The organism is Kitasatospora sp. NPDC094019, assembly GCF_044764505.1.
Classification (GTDB): domain Bacteria; phylum Actinomycetota; class Actinomycetes; order Streptomycetales; family Streptomycetaceae; genus Kitasatospora.
On record NZ_JBIWIF010000012.1, the window covers coordinates 99,250 to 124,577 of the forward strand.

The following is a 25,328-nucleotide window of genomic DNA, read 5'->3' on the forward strand; positions in this document are numbered from 1 at the left end:
TGGCGAGGAGTGTGGCGAGATCCTTGCGGACCATGTCGATCCAGCCCCTGTCCGGCCTGCGGCGAAGCCCGGACCATGGAGGTGTCAGCACACGACGGAACGCCCCGGGGCCACCCGGAGCACCCCGGGAACGCCCGGTACCGCAGAGGGAGCCCTCCATGACCCGCATCGCCATCAACGGGTTCGGCCGCATCGGCCGCAACAGCCTGCGCGCCCTGGTGGAGCGCGGCAGCGAGCTGGAGGTGGTCGCGGTCAACGACCTCGCCCCCATCGACTCGCTCGCCCACCTGCTCCGTTTCGACAGCGCGCTCGGCCGCTTCCGCCAGTCGGTCGCGGTGGAGGGGGACGAGCTGGTCGTGGCCGGCCGCCGGATAAAGGTGCTCGCCGAGCGCGACCCCGCCGCCCTGCCGTGGGCCGAGCTCGGCGTCGACCTCGTCCTGGAGGCGACCGGCCGCTTCACCTCGGCGGACGCCGCCCGCGCCCACCTGAAGGCCGGCGCCGCCCGGGTCCTGGTGAGCGCGCCGTCCGACGGCGCCGACGTCACCCTCGCCTACGGCGTGAACACCGGTGACTACGACCCGGCCGCGCACGTGATCGTCTCCAACGCCTCCTGCACCACCAACGCGCTGGCCCCGCTGGCCGCCGTGCTGGACGAGCTGGCCGGTATCGAGCACGGCTTCATGACCACGGTGCACGCCTACACCCAGGAGCAGAACCTCCAGGACGGCCCGCACCGCGACCTGCGCCGGGCCCGCGCCGCCGGCGTCAACATCGTGCCGACCACCACCGGCGCCGCCAAGGCGATCGGCCTGGTCCTGCCGCAGCTCGACGGCAAGCTGTCCGGCGACTCGATCCGGGTGCCGGTCCCGGTCGGTTCGATCGTCGAGCTGAACACCACGGTCGGACGCGAGGTCACCCTCGACGAGGTGCTCGCCGCCTACCGCGCCGCCGCCGACGGCCCGCTCAAGGGCATCCTCGACTACGCGGACGAGCCGCTGGTCTCCGGCGACATCACCGGCGAGGCCGCGTCCTCGATCTTCGACGCCGCGCTCACCCGGGTCGACGGCAAGCACGTCAAGGTCGTGGCCTGGTACGACAACGAGTGGGGCTTCTCCAACCGGGTGATCGACACCCTGGAGCTGCTCGCCCGCGGCTGACGGCAGGCCGGCCGAGGGGCCGTCCCGGGTTCGAATTCGGCGGCGTGACAGCGATGTTGCGCCCGATGACGAATCCGGGGCGGCCCTTGAGCGTCCCCGACCGCTGTGTGACGGTGGACGGCACGCCGCCCGGCCGGTCACCGTCCGCGCCCGGGGACGCCGAGGAAAGAGGACACCGGTGCCGTCGCACGCGAGGCCCCTGCGCAGGCTGGGATTCCTGACCATCGGACTGTTCGACCCCGCCGACCCGGCCCAGGGGCACGAGCAGACCCTGCGGCTGATCGAACTCGGCGAGCGGTTGGGCTTCGACAGCGCCTGGGTGCGCCACCGCCACCTCCAGTACGGCATCTCCTCACCGGTCGCGGTGCTCGCGGCCGCCACCCAGCGCACCCGCCGGATCGAGCTCGGCACGGCGGTCGTCCCGGTCGGCTGGGAGAACCCGCTGCGCCTGGCCGAGGACCTCGCCACCACCGACCTGCTGTCCGGCGGCCGGCTCAACCCCGGCGTCAGCGTCGGCCGCCCCGGCCACTGGGACCGGGTCTCCGGCGCGCTGTACCCGGACACCGCCGAGGCCGAGGACTTCGGCTACGAGCGGGTCCGCCGGCTGCTCGGCTTCCTGCGCGGCGAGCCGGCCACCGACTTCAGCGGCGTGGAGGGCATCGAGGTGTACTCGGACCGGGTCCAGCCGGTCTCGCCCGGCCTGGCCGACCGCCTCTGGTACGGCGGGGGCAGCCTGCGCTCCGCCCGCTGGGCCGGGGAGCAGGGGCTCTCGCTGCTCACCAGCAACGTGGTGCGGGCCGAGGAGGCGGAGGACTTCGCCGAGATCCAGCGCTCGCAGATCGCCGCCTTCCGCGCGCACCACCCGCTGGGCGCCGGGGCCCGGGTCTCCCAGGGACTGGTGGTGATCCCCACCGACAGCGCCACCCCGGAGCAGCGGGCGCGCTACGAGGACTACGTCCGGGCCCGGACGCCCCGGACCGCCACCCCGCAGGGGCCGGCGCGCACGATGTTCGCCCGGGACCTGGTGGGCCCGTCCGACGCGATCGCCGAGCAACTGTCCGCCCACGCCGGCTTCCGCGAGGTGGACGAGGTGGTCTTCGCGTTGCCGTTCACCTTCGGCCACGAGGACTACGTCCAGATCCTCACCGACATCGCCGCGCACCTGGGTCCGGCCCTGGGCTGGAAGCCGTCGGTCTGAGGCGCTCGTCGCTCGTCGCCCGTCGCCCGGCACCGGCACCGGCACCGGCACCGGCACACAACGGAACGGGGCGGGGGCTCTCGCAGCCCCCGCCCCGTTCCGGGCGGTTCCGTTCCGTTCCCGGGCCCGGGAACGGAACGGTCAGAGACGCTCGGGCACCGGGTTGCCGACTGCCTCGATCGCACGGCGGACGGGGACCCGCAGCAGCACGGCGAAGCCGATCACGAAGAACACCAGCAGCGAGATGATCGCCGAGCGGTAGCTGCCGGTGATCTGGTAGGCCAGGCCGAAGACCAGCGGGCCCATCCAACTGGTGCCGCGGTCGCTGACCTTGTAGACGCTGAAGTACTCGGCCTCCCGGCCGGCCGGGATCATGTGCGAGAACAGTGAGCGGGACAGCGCCTGGCTGCCGCCGAGCACCAGGCCGATCATGCAGGCCAGGGCGTAGAACCAGGCGGGCTGGTGGGCCGGCATGAAGTAGCCGAGGGCGAGGGTCACCACCCAGCCGACCAGCGAGCCGAGGATGGTGCTCTTGGCACCGAAGCGGTGCGCGATCCGGCCGAGCAGCAGCGCGCCGCCGATCGCCACGATCTGCACCAGCAGCACGGCGACGACCAGCGAGGTCTGGTCCATGCCCAGTTCCTCGCTGCCGTACAGCGAAGCCTGCGAGACGACGGTCTGGATGCCGTCGTTGTAGCAGAGGAAGGCGCCCAGGTAGAGCAGGGTCAGCGGGTAGCGGCGCATGCCCTTGAGGGTGCGGCCGAGTTCGCGCAGGCTCCCGGCGGCCGGTTCGGCGCCCTCGGCGTCCCTCGCGGTGCTGGTCGGCTGCCCCGGGAGCACACCGGCCCGCGAGGGCAGCCGGAGCAGCGGCACGACGGTGAAGATCGCCCACCACAGCCCGGCCGAGGCCAGGCAGATCCGCACGGCGGTGCCGGAGGACAGCCCGAACGCGTCGTGGCCCTGGAACAGCGCCAGGTTCGCGATCAGCAGCAGCCCGCCGCCCGCGTAGCCGTAGGCCCAGCCCTTGGAGGACACCGCGTCCCGCTCGTCGGGCGAGGCCAGGCCGGGCAGGTAGGCGTAGGAGAGCGCGACCGACACCGCGTACGCGATGTTCGCGACCACCAGCAGGCCGCCGCCGAGCAGGTAGCGGTCGCCGCCGAGGAAGAACATGCCCATCGTCGCGGCCGAGCCGACGTAGGCGGCGCCGCACATCAGCTCCTTGTGCCGTCCGGTGCGGTCGGCGACCGTCCCCAGCAGCAGCATCGCGCCGACCGACAGCAGTACCGAGAACGACACCGTGTACGGGAAGAACGAGCCCGCCCGGATCGACAGCCCGAGCGGGTGCACATTGCCCTGGGCGTCGGCCGCCTCCTTGGCGACGGAGGTCAGGTACGGGCCGAGGAACACCGTGAGGACGGTGGCGGAGAAGGCCGCGTTGGCCCAGTCGTTGATGTACCAGCCGAACTGCATGCGGCGCAGCGCGCGGCCGTCGTCGGTGGCGGTCGCCGGATGCTCCGGCAGGTCGGTCGCGGTGCTCATGGGGTGGTTCCTATCACCGTGCTGGAGCCGTTGCCGCCGTGGGGCCAGCATCCGCGCTCGCGGAGGACATCGCGCAGGACGTCGATGCGATCGGCCATGATGCCATCCACACCCAGGTCGAGGAGAGCCCGGATCCGTGTGGCGTCGTCCACAGTCCAGACGTGAACCTGCAGGCCCAGGCGGTGCGCGGCCCGGACGAAGGCCCGGTCGACCACCCGGACGCCCTTGTGCCGCTCGGGTACCTGGGCACAGGTCCCGGCCCACGGCGCCCCGCCGCCGCGGACGAGCGGCCCGGCCAGCGAGCGCAGCCGCAGCCGCGCGACCTCGCGCGGGCCGAGCGAGGTCGCCAGCCGGGGCCCGGCGGCGGCGCGGACGGCGGCGAGCCGGGCGTCGGAGAAGCCACCGACGCAGACCCGGTCCCAGGCGCCGGTCCGGCGCACCGCCTCGACCAGCGGGCCGACGGCGGGCGCGGCCTTGACGTCGATGTTGAATCGGGCCTCGGGGAACGCGTCGAGCAGTTCCTCCAGCAGCGGCACCGGCTCGGTGCCGCCGATCCTGGCCTCGCGCACGGTGCGCCAGGGAAGTTCGGCCAGCACGCCGGTGCGGTCGGTGACCCGGTCCAGCCGGCTGTCGTGGAAGGCGACCAGGACACCGTCCGCGGTGGTGTGGACGTCGGTCTCCAGATAGCTGTACCCGAGGGCGACGGCGGCCTCGAACGCGGCCAGCGAGTTCTCCGGCCGCCCGAGGTCACCACCCCGGTGCGCGAAGGCGAGCGGCCCCGGATGGTCGAGGAAGGGGTGCATGACGTGCTCCGAGCTGCTGGAATCGGTCGCCGCCGGACCTGCCGGCCCCGCGCGCGTTACATTGTGACACTCATTGTCAAGATGTAACGGGGCGGGTGGCGCGGGATCGGCGGTGCGGCGCGCGGCGGGCGCGGGGGAGGGGGACGATCGAAGAGCGGCGGCCGCGCGTGCGCCGCGCCCCCGACCCCGCGTCCGTGAGAGGCCCGGCCATGGAACTCCTCGACGACCCGCCGCCGTGTCGCCCGGGCGGTCCCGCCGCCACCGGAGTCCCCGCCGGGCCCGCCGCCCCCGGAGCACGGAGGGCCGCCCGGTGACCGGCGGCCGCTACGGCGAGGCGGTGTTCCGGCCGGAGCAGGAGGGGGAGGGCGAGCGGATCGACTTCGGCGCCCTCGCCTACGACGGGGTCACCATGGCCCGGCTGCACGCGCTCGGGGTCGGACCGGGATGGCGCTGCCTCGACCTCGGGGCCGGCACCGGTACGGTCTCCCGCAGGCTGCTGGACGAGGCCGGGGTGGCGGAAGTGCTGGCCGTGGACCGCGATGTGCGCTTCCTCGCCGCGCGGGCCGTGCCCGGACTGGAGGTGCGGGAGGCCGACCTCACCGCCCCGGACTTCGCCCCCGGCCGGTTCCGGCTGGTCCACGCCCGCTTCGTGCTGATGCACCTGCCCGAGCGCGAGCGGCTGGTCCGGGCGCTGGCCGAACTCGTCGAGCCGGGCGGGGTGCTGGTGCTGGGCGACGCGGTCGACCTGACCGGCGACCGGGTGCCCGGCACCCCGTACAGCAGGGCGATGCGGGCGATGTGGCAGGGGCTGCGCGCCACCATCGGCACCGACGTCTCCTGGGTGCCCTCGTACCCGCAACTGCTGCGCGGGGCGGGGCTGGTACGGGTCGGCGCGGAGATCCACGTACCGCCGCTGCTGCCGGGCAGCCCGATCAGCCGGTTCTGGGCGGACACCTGGGAGCGGAGCCGGGCCGCGATGCTCGCCACCGGCCTGGTCGACGACGCGGCGGTGGACGAGGCGATCCGCTACCTGGACTCCGAGGACTGCGCCGCCCTGGCGGCCGGCCTGCTCACCGCCTGGGGGCACAGACCCGCGGCCCGCCCGGAGTGACCGGGCGGGGACGTCCCTACTCCCGGGCCACGTCCGCCGGGATCCGCCCGCCGAGGAGTGCGGCGAGTTCGCCGAACGTCCGGTGGGTGACGATCTCGATCGCGTCGACCTCGATCAGCAACCGGTCCTGGATCTCGGCCGCGAGGTGGACCGCCACCACCGAGGTGCCGCCGGACTCGAAGAAGTCCGTCTCCTCGGTGACCTCCTCGCACCCGAGAAGCTCGGTCCACAGTGCCGCCAGGCGGCTGTTCACATCTGCCACGTCACACGTCTCCTGACTACCGGTGGGCATGGTGGGGAGGAGTCCCGCCGAACTCGCGGGACGTTCCCCGGGGAACACCAGGTGGGACCGACGCGTCCTAGGCGCGCGCGGAGCCCTGAGCGGGGGAATCGTCCGGCCCGGGAACCGCGAACACCGGCTTCAGCGCCCGGTCGCGGGCCCAGGCGGAGGCCAGGTCCTCGGCCACGACGCAGTACATGACCCCGCGGTCGCCGTCGAAGGCGTTGGTCAGCACGACACCGGTGCGGGTGGCCGGGTCGTAGCGGAGGCCGGCGCCCTCGATCGCGGCGAGCGCGGCCGCGAACGACGTGGTCGCCCAGCCCTCCGGCCACACCCGTTCGAGGATGATCCGGTCCTTGCCGAAACCCCCGCCCACCACGGCCGCGCCGATCCGGCCGTAGATGTGGGTGGAGCCGGTGACCCGGCCGTTGTACTCGGTGAAGAGCACCTCGCGGTCCGGGGTCACGATCGCGTCCGGGCCCAGCACGCCCCGGTAACCGATCGCGTGCAGCGCCTCGGCCAGCCGGCGGCCGCCGGCGAGGATCCGGTCGAGCACCTCCGGCTCCAGGCCCTGGGACGGCATGATCTGCCCGACCGCGTAGGGGGCGGAGAGCAGTTCGCCGTCACCGGTCAGCTCCACGCCCTCGTCGGTGAGGAGGAACTCCGAGAAGAACGCGGAGCTGTCGCGGACGTAGCGCTCCGCGACCGGCCGCCCCCGGCCGCCGGCGGTCAGCCACTCCCACCGCTCCCGCAGGTAGGACCGCACGTCCTGGTGGCCGGTGACGGTGACCACCCGGCGGGCGCCGATCGGGCGGAAGCCCTCACCGGTCGTCAGGACCTCGTTGCCGCGCCCGCCGGAGAGGAAGTCGTGCTTGACCATCACCGGGCCGCCGCCGAGCAGGTCGAGGATCGCCTCCTCGGCGACCTGTGGGCTGACGCAGACGGCGCCCTCCGGTACCGGCACTCCCACGCCGCCCGCGATGGTCCGGAACGCCGATTTGCTGTTGACCATCACGCCGCCCGCCTGGTCCACGAAGCCGTGGCCCGGCATCGCGTCCCGCACACCGAGGGCGGCGGCGAGCCGGGCCACCGCCGCGTCCGGCCACAGGGCGGACAGATGGGTCACCTCCCGTTCCCCGACGGCGCGTTCGAGCGCCTCGACGAACTCCGGGTCGGCCAGCCGGGCCGGGGAGAGGGTGCCCTCGCTGCCGGCGTGCGCGGGCGGGACGACGACCGTCAGGGTCTCCCGCCGCACGCCGGTCGAGGAGGTCACGTAGGCGAGGAAGTCATCGTCGGGCCGCACCGGCAGGACGAGGACGTCGCCGTCCTCGGCGAACCAGGCGATCCGCTGCACCCACCAGCCGGTCCAGCCCCGGTCGGTGCGCACGTCCTCGCTGAAGTCGTTGCCGATGAGGACGCGGGTGGCGGGCCCGTTCCGGGGGTCCCTCCGCGCGGGCCGCGCGCCGGGCAGGATCAGCATCGGTTCTCCCGTTCGATCAGGTGCGCCATGGTGGCGACGGTGGGGGCGGCCAGGATCTCCAGGAGGTCGAGTTCGACCCCGAGTTCGGCGCGGATTTCGGTGAGCAGGGTCAGCAGCTGGATCGAGTCCCCGCCGCTGGCGACGAAGTTGCTGTGCAGACGCGCCGACGGGACGCCGAGGACCCGGCACCACACGCCGGCCACCGCCCGCTCGGTCGGGGTGCTCGGGGCGTCGCCGGTGTCGGCCGGGGCCTCCTCCGGCGCGGGCAGCGCGGAACGGTCGAGCTTGCCGGTCGGGCCGAGCGGCAGCCGCTCCAGGGCGACCACCCGCCAGGGCACGGCGTGTTCGGGCAGGGTGCGGGCCAGGTAGCGGCCCAACTCCTCGGCGTCCGGGGGGAAGGCCGTGGCCGGGGTGACGTGGGCGACCAGCCGGGCCGTCGGCCGCCGGGTGTCGACGGTCAGTACGGCCTCCGCGACCGTGGGGTGGCCCCGGAGCACCGCCTCGATCTCCCCGGGCTCGATCCGGTGGCCGCGGATCTTGATCTGCCGGTCCCGGCGCCCCAGGAAGACCAGTGCCCCGTCGGCGCGGCGCCGCACCAGATCGCCGGTGCGGTAGTACCGGGTGCCGTCCGGGGCGGTACCGAACGCCCCGGCGGTGACCTCTGGTCGGCCCCAGTAGCCGGAGGCCACCCGCTCGCCGCGGACCTCCAGTTCGCCGCGCAGCTCGGTGGGGTGCCCGTCCGCGTCGACCAGGCGGATCCGCACCCCCTCGACCGGACCGCCCACCGGGAGCGCGCCGCCGCCGAGGTCGGCCCGGACGGCGAGGTGCTGGGCGATCAGGGTGCACTCGGTCGGGCCGAGGCCGTTGACCAGGGCGCTGCCCTCGGGGAAGGCCCGGAGGAAGCGGCGCAGGTCGTGCGGGCCGGCCTCCTCGCCGCCGAGCACCACGGCCCGGACGGTCCCGAGCGTGGCCTCGTGCCGCGCCGCGTCCTCGGCGAGGTCGCCGGTCAGGTGGCGGAAGACGGTCGGGGTGCAGTGCAGCACGGTGGCCCCGGCGGCGGCGAGCCGCTCGCGCAGCCGGGGGGCCGGGAGCAGCGGGTCCAGCACGTGGAGGGTGGCCCCGGTCAGCAGCGCGCCGTAGAGGTCCATCACGGCGGCGTCGAAGGTGTGCCGGGCCAGCAGTGGCACCTGGTCGCCCGGGCCGAGGCGGATCCGGTCCGCGTAGGTGAGCGCGTGCGCGAGGACGTTGCCGGAGGTCTGCATCACCGCCTTCGGCGTTCCGGTGGAGCCCGAGGTGTGCAGGAGGTAGGCGAGCGCGTCGGGCCCGCCGTTCGGCGGCCCACCGGTGCCCGGCCGTGCCCCGCCGTCCGGCAGCGTCGCACTGTCCGTTCGTGCCCCGCCGTCCGGCCGTACCTCGGTGGCGGGGCCCGGGTCGGCCGGGTCCAGGGGGAGGACCCGCCGCCCCCGGGCCAGCGCCGAGGCGCGCGCGGTGAGTCCGGGGTCGCAGAGGATCGCGTCGGCGTCGGCGTCGAGCAGCAGCCTGGTCAGCCGGCCGTCCGGTTGCCGGGGGTCCAGCGGGACGTAGGCCGCGCCCGTCCTGAGGACCGACCAGGCGCCGACCACGGCGCCGAGGTCGTGCTCGCAGAGCACCGCGACCCGCTTGCCGGGGCCGCCGGAGCGCCGCAGCCGGCGCGCGGTCGCGGCGGTGACGCGCTCCAGCCCGGCGTAGTCGAGCGTGCCCGAGGGCCCGGTCACGGCGGTGCGGCCGGCGTGCGCGGCCGCCGTCCGCAGGAACCGGTCGACCAGGGTTTCGCCCGGCGCGGCCGGCGCCGGGGCGGTGAAGCCCGCCGGGACCGGCAGCGACCAGACGCCGACGGGCGGCTCGTCCTGCACCCGCAGCTCCCGGACCGGCCGCCCGGGATCGGCCAGGGCCTCCCCGAGCAGGGTCAGGCAGTGGCCGAGCATCCAGACGGCGGTCGAGCGGGACAGCAGACCGGTGTTGTAGCGCAGGCACAGGGCGGCGGCCCCGCCCTCGCGCTCCAGCGACAGGGCGACGTCCGGCGCCGAGGCGCGCAGCTCGCGCTCACCGGGGTGGCCGGAGACGGCGCGCGGCTCCGGCGGCGCGGTGTCCGGGGCGGCGGTGTTCGCGGCGGCGGGGAGGGCGGCGGCGAGGGCGGCGGAGTGGATCCGGGGGAGTTCCTCGGCGAACGCCGCCGCGGGCCGGAGCCGCAGCAGCAGCGGGAGCACCGCGGGGCCGTCCGGCGGGTCGGCGGCCAGGCCGATCGGGAGTTCGGTCCGACCGGTGTGGCGGTGCAGCACGGCGGCCCAGACGGTGAGCACCGTCGTCGACGGGGGCACTCCCGCCGCGTCGCTCACCTCGTCCAGGCGGGCCGTCGTGGCGGCGGGAAGCGGCAGGCGCTCGGTCCCGGGGCGGTACGGTCCGGCGGTGAGCCGGGGCCGGTCGGTGGGCAGGTCGATCGCCGGCGCTCCGTCGAGGTGCCCGTGCCGGGCCCCGGACCGGATCGACGCGGTGTCCGTCATGTGGTCCCCCTTCGTGCTTCGGTGTCCGGTTCGGTGCGACGGCCCGCGGGCGCGCGCCGGAGCGCCGGTCCGACGGCCCGGGCCGTCGTCCTGTCGTTCCCGCTGCTCCTGCCGCTCCTGTTACGCCGGGTCGGCCGGGTCGGACCGGCCGCCGTGCCAGGACCGCCACAGCCGGGCGTACGGCCCGCCCTGCCGCACCAGTTGCTCGTGGCTCCCGGCCTCGGTGATCCGGCCGTCCTCCATCACCACGACGCGGTCGGCGTCGTGGGCCGTGTGCAGCCGGTGCGCGACGGCGACGACCGTGCGCCCCTCCAGCACGGCGGCCAGGGCCCGTTCCAGCTGCCGCGCGGCGCGCGGGTCGAGCAGTGAGGTGGCCTCGTCCAGGACGACGGCGATCGGATCGCTCAGCACCAGCCGGGCGAGGGCCAGTTGCTGGGCCTGGATCGGGGAGAGCGGCGCGGCGCCCGAGCCGACCTCGGTGTCCGGGCCCAGTTCGCGGGCCCACTCCCAGGCGTCGACCGCCTTGAGGGCGTGTTCGAGCTCGTGGTGCCCGGCGTCCGGCCGGGCGATCAGCAGATTGTCCCGCAGGGTGCCGCGGAAGACGTGGTGCTCCTGGGTCACCAGGGCGATCCGGCGGCGGAGTTCGGCCACCGGGACGGACCCCATCTCCGTGCCCCCGATGGTGATCGAGCCGGCGGTGGGGGCGTGGAGTCCGGCCAGCAACCCGGCGAGGGTGCTCTTCCCGGCGCCGGAGGGACCGACGACCGCGATCCGTTCCCCGGCCCGGATCGTCAGATCGACCGAGTGCAGAACGTCCTGACCCTCCCGGTAGGCGTGCGACACGCCCTTCAGGACGATGTCCTTCCCGGCGCCCGCGCCAGCGGTCTCCGAGGTGGTCCCGCTCCCGGTCCCGGTCGCGACCGTGCTCGTGCCGCCGGAGTCGGTCGCGGGCCCGTGCACGCCGAGGATCCGGGCCAGCGAGGCCCCGCCGACCTGCAACTCGTCCATCCAGAACAGCAGCCGGTCCACCGGTCCGATGATCTGCTGCACGTACAGGGTGGCCGCCGTGACGGCCGCCAGGGAGACCCGGCCGTCGAGGTACAGCAGCCCGCCGATCAGCAGGGTGGCGACCACCGGCAGCACATAGCCGGTGTCGGCGATCGGCAGGTAGACGCTGCGCAGGTACAGGGTGCGGCGCTCGGCCGCGTAGGACTCGGCGATGTCCTCGTTGACCCGGGCGAACCGGTGGTCCGCCAGCCGCAGCGCGTCCACGGTGCGCGCCCCGTCGACGGTCTCGCCGAGGCCGCCGGTGAGCCGGGCGTACGAGGCGTTCGCCCGCAGGTAGCCGGCCCGGGCCCGGCGCAGGTACCAGGTGGTCGACAGCCAGAGGACGGGTACGGCCACCAGGCACGGCAGGACCAGCACCGGCGCGGTGAGGGCCACCGCGCCCAGCGTCAGCGCGACCGTGGCGAGTGCCACCAACGTGTCGGGGACGGCGAGTTGCACGGTGCCGGCCAGCACGTCGATGTCCCGGGTGGTTCTGGTGATCAGCTCACCGGGGCCGGCCCGCTCCACCGTGGCCAGGGGCAGCGCGAGCACCCGGTCGACGAACTCCTCGCGCAGCCGGGCGAGGACCTTCTCGCTGAGCCGCAGCGAGGCGAGCAGCGCGAAGCGGGTCAGCACGGCCTGGGCCACCACGGCGGCGCCGATGGTCAGCGCGGTGCCGGTGGCGCCGTCGACGCCGGTGCCCCGGCCCGCGTCCTCGACCAGCCCGCCCAGCAGTTTCGGCGCGACCAGCCCGGCCGCGGTGGCGAGGGCGTGCAGCAGCAGGGAGAACGAGAGCTGTCCGGGGTACCGGAGGGCGAGGCGCCTGGCGTAGGCCCGCACCTCGCGGGGCGTCGCGACGGGAAGGGTGCTCATGCGACCGTCACCTCCCTGGTGACGACGGCCCGGTAGCGGGGGTCGGCGAGCAGCTCGCCGTGCCGGCCCTCGGCCACGACCGTTCCCTCCTCGACGAGGACCACGTGGTCGGCGCGGTCCAGCAGGATCGGGCTGGTGGTGAGGACCACGGTCGACCGGCCGCGCCGGTGGGCGCCGAGCCGTTCGGCGACCCGGGCCTCGGTGTGGGCGTCGAGCGCGCTGGTCGGCTCGACCAGGACCAGCGTGTCCGGGTCCGTGAGCAGCGCCCGGACCAGGTTCAGCCGTTGCCGCTGGCCGCCGGAGAACTCCCGGCCGCCGGTGATCTCCTGGCCGAGGCCCGCGGGCAGCGCCTCGACGACGTCGTGGGCGGAGGCGGTGTCGAGCGCCCTCCGCAGCCGGTCCGCGCTGTCACCCGCGCTGTCACCCGTGCCTTCGGCCGGACGGCCGTCGGCGCCTTCGCCCGTACCTCCGCCCGTATCCCCGCCCGTGCCGCCGGCCGCCGCCGGGCCGTGCGGATCGAGCTGGCTGCCCAGCCCGCCCGAGAACAGCCGGGCGTCGTGGTCCACGACCAGGATCCGGCGGCGCACCTCCGCGAGCGGGAACGCGGCCAGCGGTGTGCCGTCGAGGGTGACCGGGGAGTCCACGTACCGGCCGAGCCGGTCGGCGAGCAGCAGCATGTCGTCCGGGCGGGCGCAGGCGACGCCGACGAACCGGTCCGGCGGGATCTCCAGGCCCGACTCCGGATCCCGCAGAGCTCCCCGCGCACCGCGCGGGTCCGGCTCCAGGTCGCCCGAGCCGAGCCCGGGTTCCATCGCCAGCAGGTCGGTCACCATCCGGGCCGCGACGAACGCCCTGGTCAGCTGGTCGACCATGGAGGTCGCGCGGCGCAACTGGTCGGCGAGGAAGACGGCGTACCCGTAGAAGGCGACCAGCGCCCCCGGGCTCATCCGGCCGGTGCCGACGAAGTGGGCTCCGAGCCAGACGATCACCGTGACCAGGAGTCCGGGCAGCAGCAGCCGTCCGGCGGCCACCCCCGATTCCACGCCCGCGACCCGGACGCCCTCCTGGCGGACCCGCTGCGAGCGCTCGCGGTACCGGTCGGCGAAGACCCGCTCGCCGCCGATGCCGCGCAGTACCCGGAGGCCGTCGACGATGTCCACGGCGAGGTCCGCCAGCGCGCCCTGTTCCTTCCGCAGGTCGTGCTGCCTGGCGTGCAGCAGCCGCATCAGCGCGGCGATCGCCGCCGCCGACAGCGGTACGCCGACCAGGGCGACCAGGCCGAGTTGCCAGGAGACGGTGAGCATGACTCCGGCGACCACCGCGATGGACACCACGGCCCCGCCGCCGCGCGCGGTGCTCTCCAGGGCGGCGCCGATCCGGGTGATGTCGGTGGCGCCGACGCTCACCACGGTGCCGGCGGACACCCGGAGCGGCAGCTCGGCGCCCAGCCGCGCCGCCTTGCGGGTGACGAGCTGCATGGTGCGGTAGCTCGCCCCGAACCGGTTGGTCACCGAGCAGCGGTCGCGCAGGGTGCCGGTGACGGCCTGGGTGACGCCGAGGCCGAGGACGACGGCGCACCAGGCCACCAGCGCGCCCCGGTCCCCGGCGATCAGCCCCCGGTCGACCCCGCGGCCGATCGCGGCGGGCACGAACGCCTGGGCCAGGGTGCAGAGCACGCCGTAACCCACGGCGAGGACGGCGGAGGCGCGGTGGGCGGCCGCCAGCCACAGCAGGTAGCGGCCGGGGGAGCCGAGCGCGGGCTCGCCGGGGTCGGGTTCGGGGAAGGGGCGCATGGGAGAATCTAAGCCTTTGTGCCGAGGGTGAGGCCGTGCTCGTAGGGGAGTCCGCCGACGGTCCGCACCTCGGCGAAGCCCACCCGGCGCAGCCACTCCTCGTAGTCCTTGGCCGGGTAGGCCATGCCCCGGCCGCTGGCGAGCACGTTGAAGTAGAGGCCCAGCCGGGCCGAGAAGATGCCCTCGGTCTCGTCGTCGGAGACGTTGAAGCCGTAGACGAAGACCCTGCCGCCGACGGGCAGGGCGTCGTACGCCTTGGTCAGCAGGGCGAGGATCTGCTCCTCGGCGAAGATCTCCAGGACGTGGCTGAAGAGCACGGCGTCGGCGCCGGGCGGGAACGTGTCGTCGAAGATGTCGCCGGGGTGCAGCCGCACCCGGTCGCTGAGCTCCGCGGCCGCTCCGTCGCCGGCGAGCCGCGACACGCTGGGCATGTCGAGGACGGTGGCCCTGAGTCCGGGGTGGCGGCGGGCGAGTTCGGCCGAGGTGGTGCCGTCGCCGCCGCCGATGTCGAGCAGGTGCCGGACGGAGGAGAACTCGTCCCGTTCGACCAGGGCGTCGAGGCTCCGCAGGGTGAAGGCGCTCATCGCCCGGTGGAACACCGTCTCCAGTCCGGGGTTGCGGGACAGCCGCTGGTAGAGCGTGGGTTCGTCGCCGGGATGGTCGGCGAGGGCGGTGTTGGTGCCGGTGCGCATCGCCCGGGTGAGGTGCGAGAAGGCCGGGTAGTAGACCTCCTTCCAGCCCACGAGGATGTGGGACCAGCTGTCCGGCGCGTCCGTCGCCAACAGGTCCGCGGCCACCGCGGAGTTGGCGTACCGGCCGTCGGTCCTGGTCAGGAGGCCGGTCGAGCAGACGCCCTGAAGGAGGACCCGGAGCTGGTGGGCGGGGATGCCGGTGACGGTGTGGAGCTGCTCGAACGGGGCCGGGCCCTGTTCCCGGAGGAAGCGGAAGACACCGAGTTCGACGGCCGTCGTCACCGCGTTGAACAACGCCGGGGCGTTGACCAGGAACCGGAAGCGCTCGTAGACCGGATCACCTTCGTGCGCGTTGCTCATGGGGGCGGGCATTCCCTTCTGGACCGTCGGCGGAGGACCTGCCGGAACGCGAGAACTCGGAACGCGAGAACGTGGAAAGCGAAGCTCGGAACGCGAAACGCGGAGAACCCGGGAACGCCCGAGGAATGCGGGCGGCCCGAGCGGAACGATCGTCCCCGGGCCGTCGGTCCGGGGATCCACGGCCCGGACCGGCCCGGTGGACACCCCGGCGCCCAGCAGATGGTACGTCACATTGCACCCGTAGGCGACCCCCCGGGGCCAGGAGGATCCGCGCGGGCGACTGTGTGGGCTTATGGGTGAATCATCCCGTGGATCTCGAAGTCCCGTTCGGTGCCAGGGTCTTGACGCGCAGTCGGCCGGGATGAAGTGATGGTGTGCGGACGCCGCTTCTCCCGGGGTGCGTGTGACGGACCGTCATCGCCCCGGGTGGCCGGACCGGGAGGGCCGGACGTCCCGGTCCCGCGCGATTCCGCCCCCCCGGACCACGAGCGACGAACGGCCGAACCGCAACCGGCGATCATCCCGATTCCCGGACCATTCACCGTGCCCGAAGGAACCACCGCAGGAGGAGTCCGCGATGCAGCTGAACAGCTTCGACGAATGGTCGCCGCTCAAGGAGGTGATCGTCGGTTCGGCGGAGAACTACACCTCGCACGAGCGCGAGCTCTCCTTCGACCTGTTCTTCCACGACAACATCGCCAAGGACAACTCCTCGCGCTCGGAGTGGTACTACCCCCGGCTGACGGCCGCCGCCGACGGCGGGCCGGGCGCCGGCTCCGGCCGGAAGTCGATCAAGCAGCGCTATGTGGACGAGCTGAACGAGGACCTGGACGGCATCGTCAAGGCGCTCGAATCGCTGTCAGTGACGGTCCACCGGCCGATGAGCGTCGACGCCGCGACGGCCAGGGTCGAGACACCGGCCTGGGCGGCCTCGGTGGTGCCGCCCCTCAACGTCCGCGACAACACCCTGATCCTGGGTGACGAGATCATCGAGACACCGCCGATGATCCGGTCCCGCTACTTCGAGACCCAGTTCCTCACCGGGATCTTCAACCACTACTTCCAGCAGGGCGCCCGCTGGACCGTCATGCCCCGGCCACTGATGACGGACGCGTCCTTCGATCTCGACTACGCGCGCACCAGCACGGTCGGCGGGCCCACCGAGCCGATCGCGGACCCGAAGCCGTCCCCGTACGACGTCGGTTTCGAGATGATGTTCGACGGCGCCCAGTGCCTCCGGCTCGGACGCGACCTCGTCGTCAACATCTCCACCGCCAACCACGCGATGGCCTGCGACTGGCTGGAGCGCCACCTCGAAGGCCGGTTCCGGATCCACCGGGTGCACCGGCTGAGTGACAGCCACATCGACAGCATGGTGCTCGCGCTGCGCCCCGGCACCCTGCTGGTCCGGTCCGAGCGGGTGGTCGAGAAGCTGCCCGAGGCACTTCGGAAGTGGGACCTGATCGTCCCGCCGCCGGCCGAGGGCGACAACTTCCCGCGGTACGACGACGACGACCTGATTCTCACCAGCCCGTTCATCGACCTGAACGTGCTCTCGGTGTCCCCGGACACCGTGCTGGTCAACGAAGCCTGCCCGGAGCTGGCGCGCACCCTCGAACGGCACGGATTCACCGTCGTACCGGTCCGCCACCGTCACCGGCGGCTCTTCGGCGGCGGGTTCCACTGCTTCACCCTGGACACGGTCCGCGAGGGCGGGCCGGAGGACTACCTCGACTGACGTGGGCGGGGGAGGGGGCGGTGGGCGCCGGCCGGCGCCCACCGGGGGCGGTCACCGGCCGGGTCTCACCGGCCCTCCCAGACGGGGACGCGCTTCTCGGCGAAGGCGAGCGGCCCCTCCATCGCGTCCCGCCCGGCCATGCGCCGCTCCTCCCAGGGGTAGCGCATCGCGAAGGCTTCTTCCAGCGGCACGGTGGCGGAGCGGGTCGCCGCCTCCTTGATCGCCCGGACCGAGAGGGGAGCACAGCGCAGGATGTCCGAGACCCACCGGTCGGTGCAGGCGTCGAGCTCGGCGGCCGGCACCACCTCGTTCACCAGGCCGAGTTCGAAGGCGCGCCGCGCGTCCATCGGACGCCCGGTCAGCAGATGCCCCATCGCGGTCCTCCACGGCAGCTGCCGGGTCAGCCGGAACACGCCGCCGGCGCCCGCCATGAGGCCGAGCCTGGCCTCCGGCAGCGCGAACGTCGCGTCCTCGGCGGCGACGACGAGGTCGCAGGCCAGGGCGAGTTCGAACCCGCCGCCCAGCGCGTACCCCCGGACCGAGGCCACCACCGGCTTGGCCAGCTCGAACCGCTCGGTCAGCCTCGGCCAGCCGGGCCGGCCCCGGCTGCCGAAGGTGGCCGTGCCCGCCGTCCCGTCCCGGACCCGCCCGGCCAGCTCCTTGAGGTCCTGGCCGACGGAGAAGGCGCGGTCGCCCGCGCCGGAGAGGACGGCGACCCACAGGTCGTCGTCGGCCTCGAAGGCGTCCCAGGCCCGTGCCAGTTCCTCGTGCGTCCGCAGGTCCATGGCGTTGAGCACGGCGGGCCGGTTCAGCGTCACCCGGGCCACCCGGCCGTCCTTCTCGAACCGGACCCTCGGCTCGTCACCGTCGGCCGCGGCGGTCCCGCGGCCGTTCCCGTCGCCGGTCCCGCTGTCGTTCCCGAATTTCCCTGACGATTCTTCCGACATGGCGGAATCGTAGCCCGGGCGACGCCGAACAAACCACCGAGGAAACGTCCGGAGGAGACGACGATGAAAGTGGCCGACCGGAGTGTCCGGAACCGCCCGAAATCCCTGTCCGCGGAATCCAGAACGACCTCCCCCGCGATCCTGGGGGTCGGCACCTCGGTGCCCGGAACCTCCTATGCGCAGCGCGAGCTGCTGGACATGTTCGGCATCACCGACCCGCGAATCCGCTCGATATTCCTGAACAGCGCCATCGAGCGCCGCGCGCTCACGCTCCCGCCGCCGCTGCCGGACGGCTCGATGCCCGTCGAGACCCAGGGCGAGCTGCTGGCGAAGCACGGCACCAGCGGCGTCGCCCTCGGCCGGCAGGCGGTCGAACGCTGCCTCGCGGCGGCGGGCGCCACCCTCGCCGACGTCCGGTACCTGTGCTGCGTCACCTCGACCGGGCTGCTCACCCCCGGCTTCTCCGCGCTGCTGATCAAGGACCTGGGCATCGACCGGCACTGCGCCCGGCTGGACGTGGTGGGCATGGGCTGCAACGCGGGCCTCAACGGCCTGACCTCGGTGGCCTCCTGGGCCGGCGCCCACCCCGGCGAGCTGGCCCTGATGGTCTGCGTCGAGACCTGCTCGGCGGCGTACGTGATGGACGGCACCATGCGCTCGGCCGTGGTCAACAGCCTCTTCGGCGACGGCGCGGCCGCCGTCGCCGTGGCGGCCCCGCCCGCCGTCCGCCCCGCCGCCGACCCCACCGTCGGTCCCGGGCGTCCGGCGCCGGTCGCGGCGCCCGCCGGCCCGGCGCTGCTGCGCTTCTCCAGCTGCATCGTCCCCGAGGCCGCCGCGGCGATGCGGTACGACTGGGACGACGTGCGGGGGAAATTCAGCTTCTACCTGGACCCGGACATCCCCTATGTCGTGGGGGCGCACGCGGAACTCTCGCTGGACCGCCTGCTCGACGGAACGGGACTGCGTCGCTCCGACATCTCGCACTGGGTCGTCCATTCCGGTGGGAAGAAAGTCGTGGATTCGGTACGGGTGAATCTCGGTCTCACCCGCGAGGACGTCCGGCACACCACCGGGGTCCTGCGCGACCACGGAAACCTTTCCAGTGGATCCTTTCTGTTCTCGTACGAACGTCTTGTCGCCGAAGGCCGCGCCGAACCCGGTGAATTCGGCGTCCTCATGACCATGGGTCCCGGATCAACGATCGAACTGGCCCTGGTGGGCTGGTGACGGAAGGAATGGCGGTCACGATGCACGCGAACCTCGACCCGACCCCGCTGCCCGACGGACTCGGCCTCGAAGTGCGGATCGACGGGACCCGGCCGCTGGCCGAGCTGACGGCGGCGGTGAACGCCGTCTGCGACGAGGTGGAGAACCGGACCGAGCGGTCCGTCGTGGTGCTCCGCCTCGACGTCACCCCGGCCGATTCCCGGTCGTGGCCCGGCACCGTCGACGTCCGGCAGGTCAACCGCTGGGAGCGGGCCGTACGCCGGTTCGAACGCCTGGCCGCGATGACCATCGCCGCCGCCCGGGGCGCCTGCGGAGGCCCGGCCCTGGACCTCCTGCTGGCCGCGGACTTCCGCATCGGCGCCCCCGACCTGCTGCTGATGCTGCCCGTCAACGACGGCCACTTCTGGCCCGGCATGGCGCTCTACCGGCTGGTCCAGCACCTCGGGGTGGCCAGGGCCCGCCAGATCGTCATGTGGGGCAACGACATCTCGGTCGACCGGGCGCTGGAGCTCGGCCTGATCGACCAGCTCAGCGAGGAGGTCGCGGAGGCCGTGCACACCGCCACCGTGCTGATGGGACGGATCTCGGACCGGGAGCTGGCGGTGCGCCGCCAGCTCCTGCTGGAGGCCGGATCGGCCGACTACGACGACGCCCTGGGTGCCCACCTGGCCGCCTGCGACCGGGAGTTGCGCAGGCTGGCCGCCGCCGCTGCCCCCCTGATCACGCCGGGGACGCCGGGGAGCGCGCGGTGACGGCTCCGGCCCGGCCGCCCGGCCCGTCCCCGGCGCCGCCCCTCCCGACGCCCGCCCCCGCCTTCGCGGGCCACCGCGAGGAGGACACGGCCGCCCTGCGGCGGTACACCGACGCGGCCGAGCGGGCACTCGCCGCACTCCCGCCCGGCCCCGGCCGGACCGCCGCCCAGCAGCGGTCCGCCCGGAGCCTCCACAGCGCGGCCAGGGCGGCCCGCCGGGCCTTCCTCGCCCACCACGTCGACGCGGTGTACGGCGAACTCACCGAGGGCCTGACCCGGCGGCTCCGGCTGCCCGAACTCCTCGCCGCGGCGGCCGACCGCGTCCCGGGCCTGGTCCCGACCCGGGCCCAGCTGGACGCCGAACAGCGCCGCGTCCAGGCCGACAAGGAAGGACGGGAGATCGACCAGGGTCTGTTCTGCGGCGCCGTGCTGCGTTCGCCCACCGCCGGCACCCACCTGATCGAGACCATGCTGACGCCCACCCGGGCGGCCCTGGAACTCGTCGGGGAGTTCCGGCGCTCCGCTCGCGTCCGCCTCGGCACCGTCCTGGTCGAGCGCCGCGGCCACGCCGCCCACGTGACGTTCCACAACACCCACTGCCTCAACGCCGAGGACAACCGGCTGAACGCCGACCTCGAAACCGCCGTCGACCTCGCCCTGCTGGACGACCGGGTCCGCGTCGGCGTGCTCCGCGGCGGTGTGATGGAGCACCCCCGCCACCGGGGCCGGCGGGTCTTCAGCGCGGGCATCAACCTCAAGGACCTCGGGGACGGCGCCATCTCCTTCGTCGACTTCCTGCTCGGCCGGGAACTCGGCACCCTGCACAAGATCGCCCGCGGCCTGCTCACCGACCCCGCCCCCGGCGCCTGGACCGACCGCACCGTCACCAAGCCGTGGGTCGGCGCCGTCGACTCGTTCGCGATCGGCGGCGGCATGCAACTGCTGCTGGTCCTGGACCGGGTGGTCGCCGAGACCGGCGCCTACGCCTCCCTCCCCGCCGCCGAGGAGGGGATCGTGCCGGGACTGGGCAACCTCCGCCTCACCCGGCTGACCGGAAGCCGGCTCGCCCGGCAGGTGCTCCTCGGCGGCCGCCGGATCTCCACCGCCGACCCCGAGGCACGGCTGCTGTTCGACGAGGTCGTCCCCCCGGAGGCCATGGACGAGGCCGTCGAACGCGCCGTGCGCGAGCTGGGCGCCCCCGCCGTGGCCGCCAACCGGCGGATGCTGAACCTCGCCGAGGAGCCGCTCGACCTCTACCGCGCGTACCTGGCCGAGTTCGCGGTGGCCCAGGCGGCCCGGGCCTACAGCCAGGACGTCCTGGCCAAGGTCGGGGCCCGCCGGCGGCGCTCGCCGGAGCACCCGTGAACCGCCGCCCGGCGCGCCTGGACGCCACCTCGCTGCACGCCTCGCTGGCGGAGCCCGTGCTCGGCTCGATCGGCTTCCTCAACGAGGTCATGGCCCGCTACCCGGACGCCGTCTCCTTCGCCCCGGGCGCCCCCCACCCGGACCTGCTGCCCGACCCCGCCCCCGAGCGGTACCTCGACCGCTTCCTCGACCACCTCGTCCGCGACCGGGGCCACACCCCGGACCGGGCGCGCCGGCTGCTGCTGGAGTACGGGCCGAGCCGCGGGCTGATCGGGGACCTCGTCGCCGCGGCGCTGCGCCGCGACCACGCCGTCGACGTGCCGGAGGCGGCGGTGGTCGTGACCGTCGGCGCCCAGGAGGCCATGTTCCTGACGCTCCGCACCCTGTTCGGCTCCCGGGGGGACGTGCTCGCCGTCGCCGAGCCCTGCTTCGTCGGCATCCGGGGGGCCGCCCGGCTGCTCGACATCGACCTGGTCGGGGTCGAGGAGACTCCGCTCGGCCTCGACCTCGACGCCCTGGAGGCGCGCTGCCGGGCCGCCCGGGGCACCGGCCGGCGGATCCGCGCGTGCTACGTCGCGCCCGACTTCGCCAACCCGGGCGGTGGCCGGATGCCGCTCGACGTCCGCCACCGGCTGCTGGAACTCGCCGACCGCGAGGACTTCCTGGTGCTGGAGGACAACGCCTACGGCTTCACCGCCGCGCCCGGGACGGAGCTGCCGCTGCTCAAGGCCCTGGACCGGAACCGGCGCGTGGTGCACCTCGGGACCTTCGCCAAGGTCTGCTTCCCCGGCGCCCGGGTCGGCTACGTGGTCGCGGACCAGCCGGTCGTCCGCGCGGGCGGCCCCGGGTCGCTGCTGGCCGACGAACTCGCGGCCGCCAAGAGCATGGTGACCGTCAACACCTCCCCGATCTGCCAGGCCGTCATCGGCGGCATGCTGCTGGAGCACGGCGGCTCCCTGATGGCGCTCGGCCGGCGCAAGTCGGAGCTGTACCGGCGCAACCTCGGACACCTCGTCGAGGCGCTGGACCGCCACCTGGCCGACGGACTGCCCGCCGGCGTCGGCTGGAACCGGCCCGAGGGCGGCTTCTTCGTCCGGATGACCCTGCCGGTGCCCGCCGACACCGCCCTGCTGGAGCGGTCGGCGGCGGAGTACGGCGTGCTGTGGACGCCGATGGCGCCGTTCCACCTCGGCTCCGGCGGTGACCACCGGCTGCGGCTGTCCTGCAGCTACCTCGACCCCGGGGAGATCGAGACCGGGGTCGGGCGGCTCGCCGAGTTCCTCCGGAAGGAGATCCGATGACGCCCGCCGGGCAGCCGTCCTCGCCGACGTCCGCGCAGCCGTCCCCGCCGCCGTGCCCGCGGTCCGTCCCGCAGCCGTCCCCGCCGCCCGCCGGGCAGCCGTCCCCGCTGCCCACGGTCCGGCCCAACCCCTTCGACCCGCCGGCCGAACTCGCCGACTACCGCGACCGGGAGCCGATCCGCCCGCTGGCCTACCCCGACGGCCACACCGGGTGGCTGGTGACCGGCCACGCGCTGGCCCGGAGCGTGCTGGCCGACCCGCGGTTCAGCGCCGGCTCCGAGCTCAAACGGGCACCGGTGGCCCGGCCCGGAGCCGAGCCCTTCTTCGGCGCCCCCGCGCTGCCAGGCTGGATGGTCGACCTCGATCCCCCCGCCCACACCCGGGTCCGCCGGCCCCTCGCGGGCACGTTCACCGCGCACCGGATGAAGGCGCTGCGGCCGCGGATCGAGCAGCTCGTCGACGAACGCCTCACCGCGATGGCCGGATCGCGGCCACCGGCCGACCTGGTCGAGCTGTTCGCGCTGCCGGTGACCTCGCTGGCGATCTGCGAACTCCTCGGCGTGCCCTACGGGGAGCGGGCCGAGTTCCAGCGCGACAGCGCCCTGCTGTTCAGCCTGGACGCCTCCGCCGACGAGGCCGCCCGGGCGATGGACCGGTTGGACGGCTTCCTGCGGGAGCTCACCCGGAGCAGGCGGACCGGGCCGGGCGACGACGTGCTGAGCATGCTCGTCGAGGACGGCACCCTGAGCACCGAGGAGATCGCCGGCGCCGGTGTCCTGCTGCTCACCGCCGGGCACGAGACGACCGCGAGCTCGCTCGCGCTCGGGACCTTCGCGCTGCTGTCGCACCCCGACCAGCTGGCCGCGCTGAAGCGGGACCCGGGGCTGGCCGACAACGCGGTGGAGGAACTGCTGCGCTATCTGACGATCTTCCACTTCGGGGTCCCGCGCACCCCGCTGGAGGACGTCGAGATCGGGGGCCGGCTGCTCCGGGCGGGGGAGTCGGTGACGGTCTCGCTGTCGGCGGCGAACCGGGACCCCGGGCAGTTCGCCGATCCCGACCGGCTGGACCTCTCCCGGCGGACCGCGGGCCATCTGGCCTTCGGCCACGGGATCCACCAGTGCCTGGGCCGGAACCTGGCGCGGATCGAGATGCGGGTCGCGTTCCCCGCGCTCTTCCGGCGCTTCCCCGAGCTGGCGCTGGCGGTGCCGCCGGAGGAGGTCCCGCTCGCCACCGACATGGGCTTCTACGGGGTGCACCGGCTGCCGGTCACCTGGTGAGCCCCGCCCAGCCTGCCCCGGCCCGGGGCCCGGCCCGGCCCCGGCCCCGGCCCGACCCCGATCCCGTCCCTGGCCCACGAGGAGTGAGAGGGAACCATGCACGGCACCACCATCTCGGCCATCGGATACGAGTGCGGCGACGCCCGCCCGGTGTCCGACCTCGCCGGGACCACGACCGCCGACATCTCCCCGCTGGTCACCGACATCGTCCGGTTCCGGGAGAGCCCCCGCGAGATCTGGGACCTGGCGGCCGCGGCCGCCGAGCGGACGCTCGCCACCGCCGCCCGGCCCGACCTCGTCGTCTACGTCAGCGAGAACGACCCGGACACCACCGGCTCGCTGGCCCGGATCCTGGACCGGCTCGGCCTCACCGACGTCGACCACCTGGCCCTGGCCGGGCAGGACTGCGGCAACCTCGTCCCCGCCGTCCGGGTGGCCTCCGACGCCCTGGTCTCCGGCCGCTGCGAGCGGGTCCTGCTCCTGCTCGCCGACCGGGCCGAGGGCCGGGACCGGATCATGGCGAGCGGCCTGTCGGTGTTCAGCGACGGCGCGGCCGCCTGCGTCCTGTCCACCGGACCGGAGCCGGCCGGCCCCCGGCTCCGGGTGGAGGCCGCCGACAGCCGCACGGCGGTACGGCTCGCCGACAGCGGCCCCGCCGAGCAGGGGCTGCTCTCGACGGTCCGGCTCGCCTCCGGGACCGTCACCGCCCTGCTCGACACCCTCGGCCGGACCCGCGCCGACTTCCGGTACGTGATCCTGCCCAACTACCGCCCGGCCGCCCAGAAGTTCCTGCACGCGGCGATGCGGATGCCCCCCGGCACGCTCCTGCTCGGACCCGTCACCGAACTCGGGCACTGCTTCTCGGCGGACCTCCTGATCACCCTGCACCGGCTGGCCGCCGAGGGCGCGCTCGACCCCGGGGACCGCCTCCTGCTCGCGGCCGGCGGGCCGCACTCCTGGTCGGCGCTGGCGGTCGAGTACACCCACGACGGCCCGGCCGCGCCCCGATGACCCGGGACCGGCCGGACCCGCCCATGTCCGAAGGCCCATCCACCACGTGCCCCGCCCCGGGGCCGCACCCGGCAGGTGTCTCATGATCGATGACGCGTTCGTCGCGACGGTGAAGTCGCTGGAGGTCCCCGAGATGGGGACCGACTCCACCGCCCCGCTGCTGTACTGGCTCATCCGCACGCTGCGGCCGCAGCGCGTCCTGGAGGTCGGCATGGGGTACACCACGCCCTACCTGGCCCGGGCGCTCAAGGACAACAAGGAGGCGTACGAGGCCGAACGGGCCCTGCTCGACACCCCCGGGTCCGGTGAGAAGCAGCCGCTCGCCCACGCCCCCTACTACGACGAGCCCTACGAGCCGAGGCTCATCTGCATCGACCGGATGACGGACCCCTCCTCCTCCGCCCCCAGGGCCCTCGACGTCCTCGGCCGACTGGAGCTCACCGGCGTCTGTCAGGTCATCGAGGGCGACCTGAGGGGCTCGGCCGACCAGGTCGGGGACGCCTTCGGACTGATCGACTTCGCCTGGATCGACACCTGGGACACCCTCGCCTTCGTCCGCGAGTACTGGGAGCTGATCAACCCGGCCGGCGGCATGTTCGCCGCGCACTACCTGATGACGTACCCGCAGGGCCGGGCGGTGCTGCGCTACCTCGAATCCCTCCGGGGCCGGGACGGCGGCCGCCTCGAAATCACCAACCTCCGCGAGCCGCACCGCTTCGGCCAGAACAGCACCACGCTGATCCGCCGGATCCGCGACTACGTGGACCCGGAGGACCTGCGCCCGCAGGGGAACAGCAACGACCCGACCGGCGTACTCGCCATCGACTGACGGAGG

Annotated in this window: 20 protein-coding genes; 11 read left to right on the forward strand and 9 right to left on the reverse strand. The window is 74.2% G+C overall.

Annotated elements, in window-relative coordinates; genetic code table 11:
• Positions 1–158 precede the first annotated feature (158 nt).
• Positions 159–1,157, forward strand: a complete 999-nt coding sequence (gene gap / locus ACIQ9P_RS25850; RefSeq protein ID WP_402360612.1) for a type I glyceraldehyde-3-phosphate dehydrogenase — start codon at positions 159–161, stop codon at positions 1,155–1,157.
• A gap of 178 nt (positions 1,158–1,335) precedes the next feature.
• Complete coding sequence (locus ACIQ9P_RS25855; protein WP_402360615.1) at positions 1,336–2,355, forward strand: LLM class flavin-dependent oxidoreductase; 1,020 nt, start codon at positions 1,336–1,338, stop codon at positions 2,353–2,355.
• Between the two features lie 141 nt (positions 2,356–2,496).
• On the opposite strand, the gene ACIQ9P_RS25860 is transcribed toward ACIQ9P_RS25855, so the two are convergent.
• Together ACIQ9P_RS25860 and ACIQ9P_RS25865 are read right to left on the reverse strand one after the other, a co-directional pair.
• Positions 2,497–3,894: an MFS transporter gene (locus tag ACIQ9P_RS25860; RefSeq protein ID WP_402360618.1), complete on the reverse strand. Its 1,398-nt coding sequence runs from the start codon at positions 3,892–3,894 to the stop codon at positions 2,497–2,499.
• Positions 3,891–4,697, reverse strand: a complete 807-nt coding sequence (locus tag ACIQ9P_RS25865; protein ID WP_402360621.1) for a glycerophosphodiester phosphodiesterase — start codon at positions 4,695–4,697, stop codon at positions 3,891–3,893. Before ACIQ9P_RS25865 ends, ACIQ9P_RS25860 begins: the two co-directional genes overlap by 4 nt.
• Positions 4,698–5,007: 310 nt before the next feature.
• Here ACIQ9P_RS25865 and ACIQ9P_RS25870 point away from each other — a divergent pair, with 310 nt between their 5' ends.
• Positions 5,008–5,808 (forward strand): class I SAM-dependent methyltransferase, encoded by an 801-nt coding sequence (locus ACIQ9P_RS25870; RefSeq protein ID WP_402360624.1) that lies wholly within the window; start codon positions 5,008–5,010, stop codon positions 5,806–5,808.
• 16 nt (positions 5,809–5,824) lie between these two features.
• Here ACIQ9P_RS25870 and ACIQ9P_RS25875 read toward each other — a convergent pair whose 3' ends face one another.
• The 6 genes from ACIQ9P_RS25875 to ACIQ9P_RS25900 form a co-directional block, all read right to left on the reverse strand.
• On the reverse strand, positions 5,825–6,070 hold the full coding sequence (locus ACIQ9P_RS25875; protein ID WP_402360627.1) for a phosphopantetheine-binding protein: 246 nt from the start codon (positions 6,068–6,070) through the stop codon (positions 5,825–5,827).
• A 97-nt stretch (positions 6,071–6,167) separates the two neighbouring features.
• Positions 6,168–7,568 (reverse strand): peptide ligase PGM1-related protein, encoded by a 1,401-nt coding sequence (locus ACIQ9P_RS25880; protein ID WP_402360630.1) that lies wholly within the window; start codon positions 7,566–7,568, stop codon positions 6,168–6,170.
• Complete coding sequence (locus tag ACIQ9P_RS25885) at positions 7,562–10,108, reverse strand: amino acid adenylation domain-containing protein (protein ID WP_402360633.1); 2,547 nt, start codon at positions 10,106–10,108, stop codon at positions 7,562–7,564. The genes ACIQ9P_RS25880 and ACIQ9P_RS25885 overlap by 7 nt, the downstream gene beginning before the upstream one ends.
• Positions 10,109–10,228: 120 nt before the next feature.
• Positions 10,229–12,028, reverse strand: a complete 1,800-nt coding sequence (locus ACIQ9P_RS25890; protein WP_402360636.1) for an ABC transporter ATP-binding protein — start codon at positions 12,026–12,028, stop codon at positions 10,229–10,231.
• Entirely contained in the window at positions 12,025–13,821 is a 1,797-nt protein-coding gene (locus ACIQ9P_RS25895) for an ABC transporter ATP-binding protein (protein ID WP_402360639.1), read from the reverse strand. Before ACIQ9P_RS25895 ends, ACIQ9P_RS25890 begins: the two co-directional genes overlap by 4 nt.
• An 8-nt stretch (positions 13,822–13,829) precedes the next feature.
• The gene (locus tag ACIQ9P_RS25900) at positions 13,830–14,873 is read right to left on the reverse strand and encodes a methyltransferase (RefSeq protein ID WP_402360642.1); all 1,044 of its coding nucleotides are present in this window, start codon (positions 14,871–14,873) and stop codon (positions 13,830–13,832) included.
• A 577-nt stretch (positions 14,874–15,450) separates the two neighbouring features.
• Here ACIQ9P_RS25900 and ACIQ9P_RS25905 point away from each other — a divergent pair.
• On the forward strand, positions 15,451–16,611 hold the full coding sequence (locus tag ACIQ9P_RS25905) for a glycine amidinotransferase (RefSeq protein WP_402360645.1): 1,161 nt from the start codon (positions 15,451–15,453) through the stop codon (positions 16,609–16,611).
• A 65-nt stretch (positions 16,612–16,676) separates the two neighbouring features.
• Here the strand turns inward: ACIQ9P_RS25905 and dpgD are convergent, their stop codons facing one another.
• Positions 16,677–17,558, reverse strand: a complete 882-nt coding sequence (gene dpgD, locus ACIQ9P_RS25910; RefSeq protein ID WP_402360648.1) for an enoyl-CoA-hydratase DpgD — start codon at positions 17,556–17,558, stop codon at positions 16,677–16,679.
• 63 nt (positions 17,559–17,621) lie between these two features.
• On the opposite strand from dpgD, the gene dpgA reads away from it, so the two are divergent.
• The 7 genes from dpgA (at position 17,622) to ACIQ9P_RS25945 (ending at position 25,322) form a co-directional block, all read left to right on the forward strand.
• Complete coding sequence (gene dpgA / locus ACIQ9P_RS25915) at positions 17,622–18,785, forward strand: 3,5-dihydroxyphenylacetyl-CoA synthase DpgA (RefSeq protein ID WP_402360651.1); 1,164 nt, start codon at positions 17,622–17,624, stop codon at positions 18,783–18,785.
• 20 nt (positions 18,786–18,805) lie between these two features.
• A complete protein-coding gene (gene dpgB, locus ACIQ9P_RS25920; protein WP_402360654.1) occupies positions 18,806–19,537 on the forward strand; it encodes an enoyl-CoA-hydratase DpgB in 732 nt (243 codons plus the stop codon).
• The gene (dpgC, locus tag ACIQ9P_RS25925; RefSeq protein ID WP_402360657.1) at positions 19,534–20,901 is read left to right on the forward strand and encodes a (3,5-dihydroxyphenyl)acetyl-CoA 1,2-dioxygenase DpgC; all 1,368 of its coding nucleotides are present in this window, start codon (positions 19,534–19,536) and stop codon (positions 20,899–20,901) included. The genes dpgB and dpgC overlap by 4 nt, the downstream gene beginning before the upstream one ends.
• Positions 20,898–22,202: a PLP-dependent aminotransferase family protein gene (locus ACIQ9P_RS25930; protein WP_402360660.1), complete on the forward strand. Its 1,305-nt coding sequence runs from the start codon at positions 20,898–20,900 to the stop codon at positions 22,200–22,202. Before dpgC ends, ACIQ9P_RS25930 begins: the two co-directional genes overlap by 4 nt.
• Entirely contained in the window at positions 22,199–23,482 is a 1,284-nt protein-coding gene (locus ACIQ9P_RS25935) for a cytochrome P450 (RefSeq protein ID WP_402360663.1), read from the forward strand. The genes ACIQ9P_RS25930 and ACIQ9P_RS25935 overlap by 4 nt, the downstream gene beginning before the upstream one ends.
• A 96-nt stretch (positions 23,483–23,578) precedes the next feature.
• Positions 23,579–24,493, forward strand: a complete 915-nt coding sequence (locus tag ACIQ9P_RS25940; RefSeq protein ID WP_402360666.1) for a 3-oxoacyl-[acyl-carrier-protein] synthase III C-terminal domain-containing protein — start codon at positions 23,579–23,581, stop codon at positions 24,491–24,493.
• Between the two features lie 82 nt (positions 24,494–24,575).
• Positions 24,576–25,322, forward strand: coding sequence for a hypothetical protein (locus ACIQ9P_RS25945; RefSeq protein ID WP_402360669.1), 747 nt, complete (start codon positions 24,576–24,578; stop codon positions 25,320–25,322).
• Positions 25,323–25,328: the final 6 nt, after the last annotated feature.

Excerpts from the sequence above, each read along its gene's own strand:
- gap (WP_402360612.1), top strand. The coding sequence starts at position 159 with ATGACCCGCATCGCCATCAACGGGTTCGGCCGCATCGGCCGCAACAGC.
- ACIQ9P_RS25860 (WP_402360618.1), bottom strand. The coding sequence starts at position 3,894 with ATGAGCACCGCGACCGACCTGCCGGAGCATCCGGCGACCGCCACCGAC.
- ACIQ9P_RS25865 (WP_402360621.1), bottom strand. The coding sequence starts at position 4,697 with ATGCACCCCTTCCTCGACCATCCGGGGCCGCTCGCCTTCGCGCACCGG.
- ACIQ9P_RS25880 (WP_402360630.1), bottom strand. The coding sequence starts at position 7,568 with ATGCTGATCCTGCCCGGCGCGCGGCCCGCGCGGAGGGACCCCCGGAAC.
- ACIQ9P_RS25885 (WP_402360633.1), bottom strand. The coding sequence starts at position 10,108 with ATGACGGACACCGCGTCGATCCGGTCCGGGGCCCGGCACGGGCACCTC.
- ACIQ9P_RS25890 (WP_402360636.1), bottom strand. The coding sequence starts at position 12,028 with ATGAGCACCCTTCCCGTCGCGACGCCCCGCGAGGTGCGGGCCTACGCC.
- ACIQ9P_RS25895 (WP_402360639.1), bottom strand. The coding sequence starts at position 13,821 with ATGCGCCCCTTCCCCGAACCCGACCCCGGCGAGCCCGCGCTCGGCTCC.
- ACIQ9P_RS25900 (WP_402360642.1), bottom strand. The coding sequence starts at position 14,873 with ATGAGCAACGCGCACGAAGGTGATCCGGTCTACGAGCGCTTCCGGTTC.
- ACIQ9P_RS25905 (WP_402360645.1), top strand. The coding sequence starts at position 15,451 with ATGCAGCTGAACAGCTTCGACGAATGGTCGCCGCTCAAGGAGGTGATC.
- dpgD (WP_402360648.1), bottom strand. The coding sequence starts at position 17,558 with ATGTCGGAAGAATCGTCAGGGAAATTCGGGAACGACAGCGGGACCGGC.
- dpgA (WP_402360651.1), top strand. The coding sequence starts at position 17,622 with ATGAAAGTGGCCGACCGGAGTGTCCGGAACCGCCCGAAATCCCTGTCC.
- dpgB (WP_402360654.1), top strand. The coding sequence starts at position 18,806 with ATGCACGCGAACCTCGACCCGACCCCGCTGCCCGACGGACTCGGCCTC.
- ACIQ9P_RS25935 (WP_402360663.1), top strand. The coding sequence starts at position 22,199 with ATGACGCCCGCCGGGCAGCCGTCCTCGCCGACGTCCGCGCAGCCGTCC.
- ACIQ9P_RS25940 (WP_402360666.1), top strand. The coding sequence starts at position 23,579 with ATGCACGGCACCACCATCTCGGCCATCGGATACGAGTGCGGCGACGCC.
- ACIQ9P_RS25945 (WP_402360669.1), top strand. The coding sequence starts at position 24,576 with ATGATCGATGACGCGTTCGTCGCGACGGTGAAGTCGCTGGAGGTCCCC.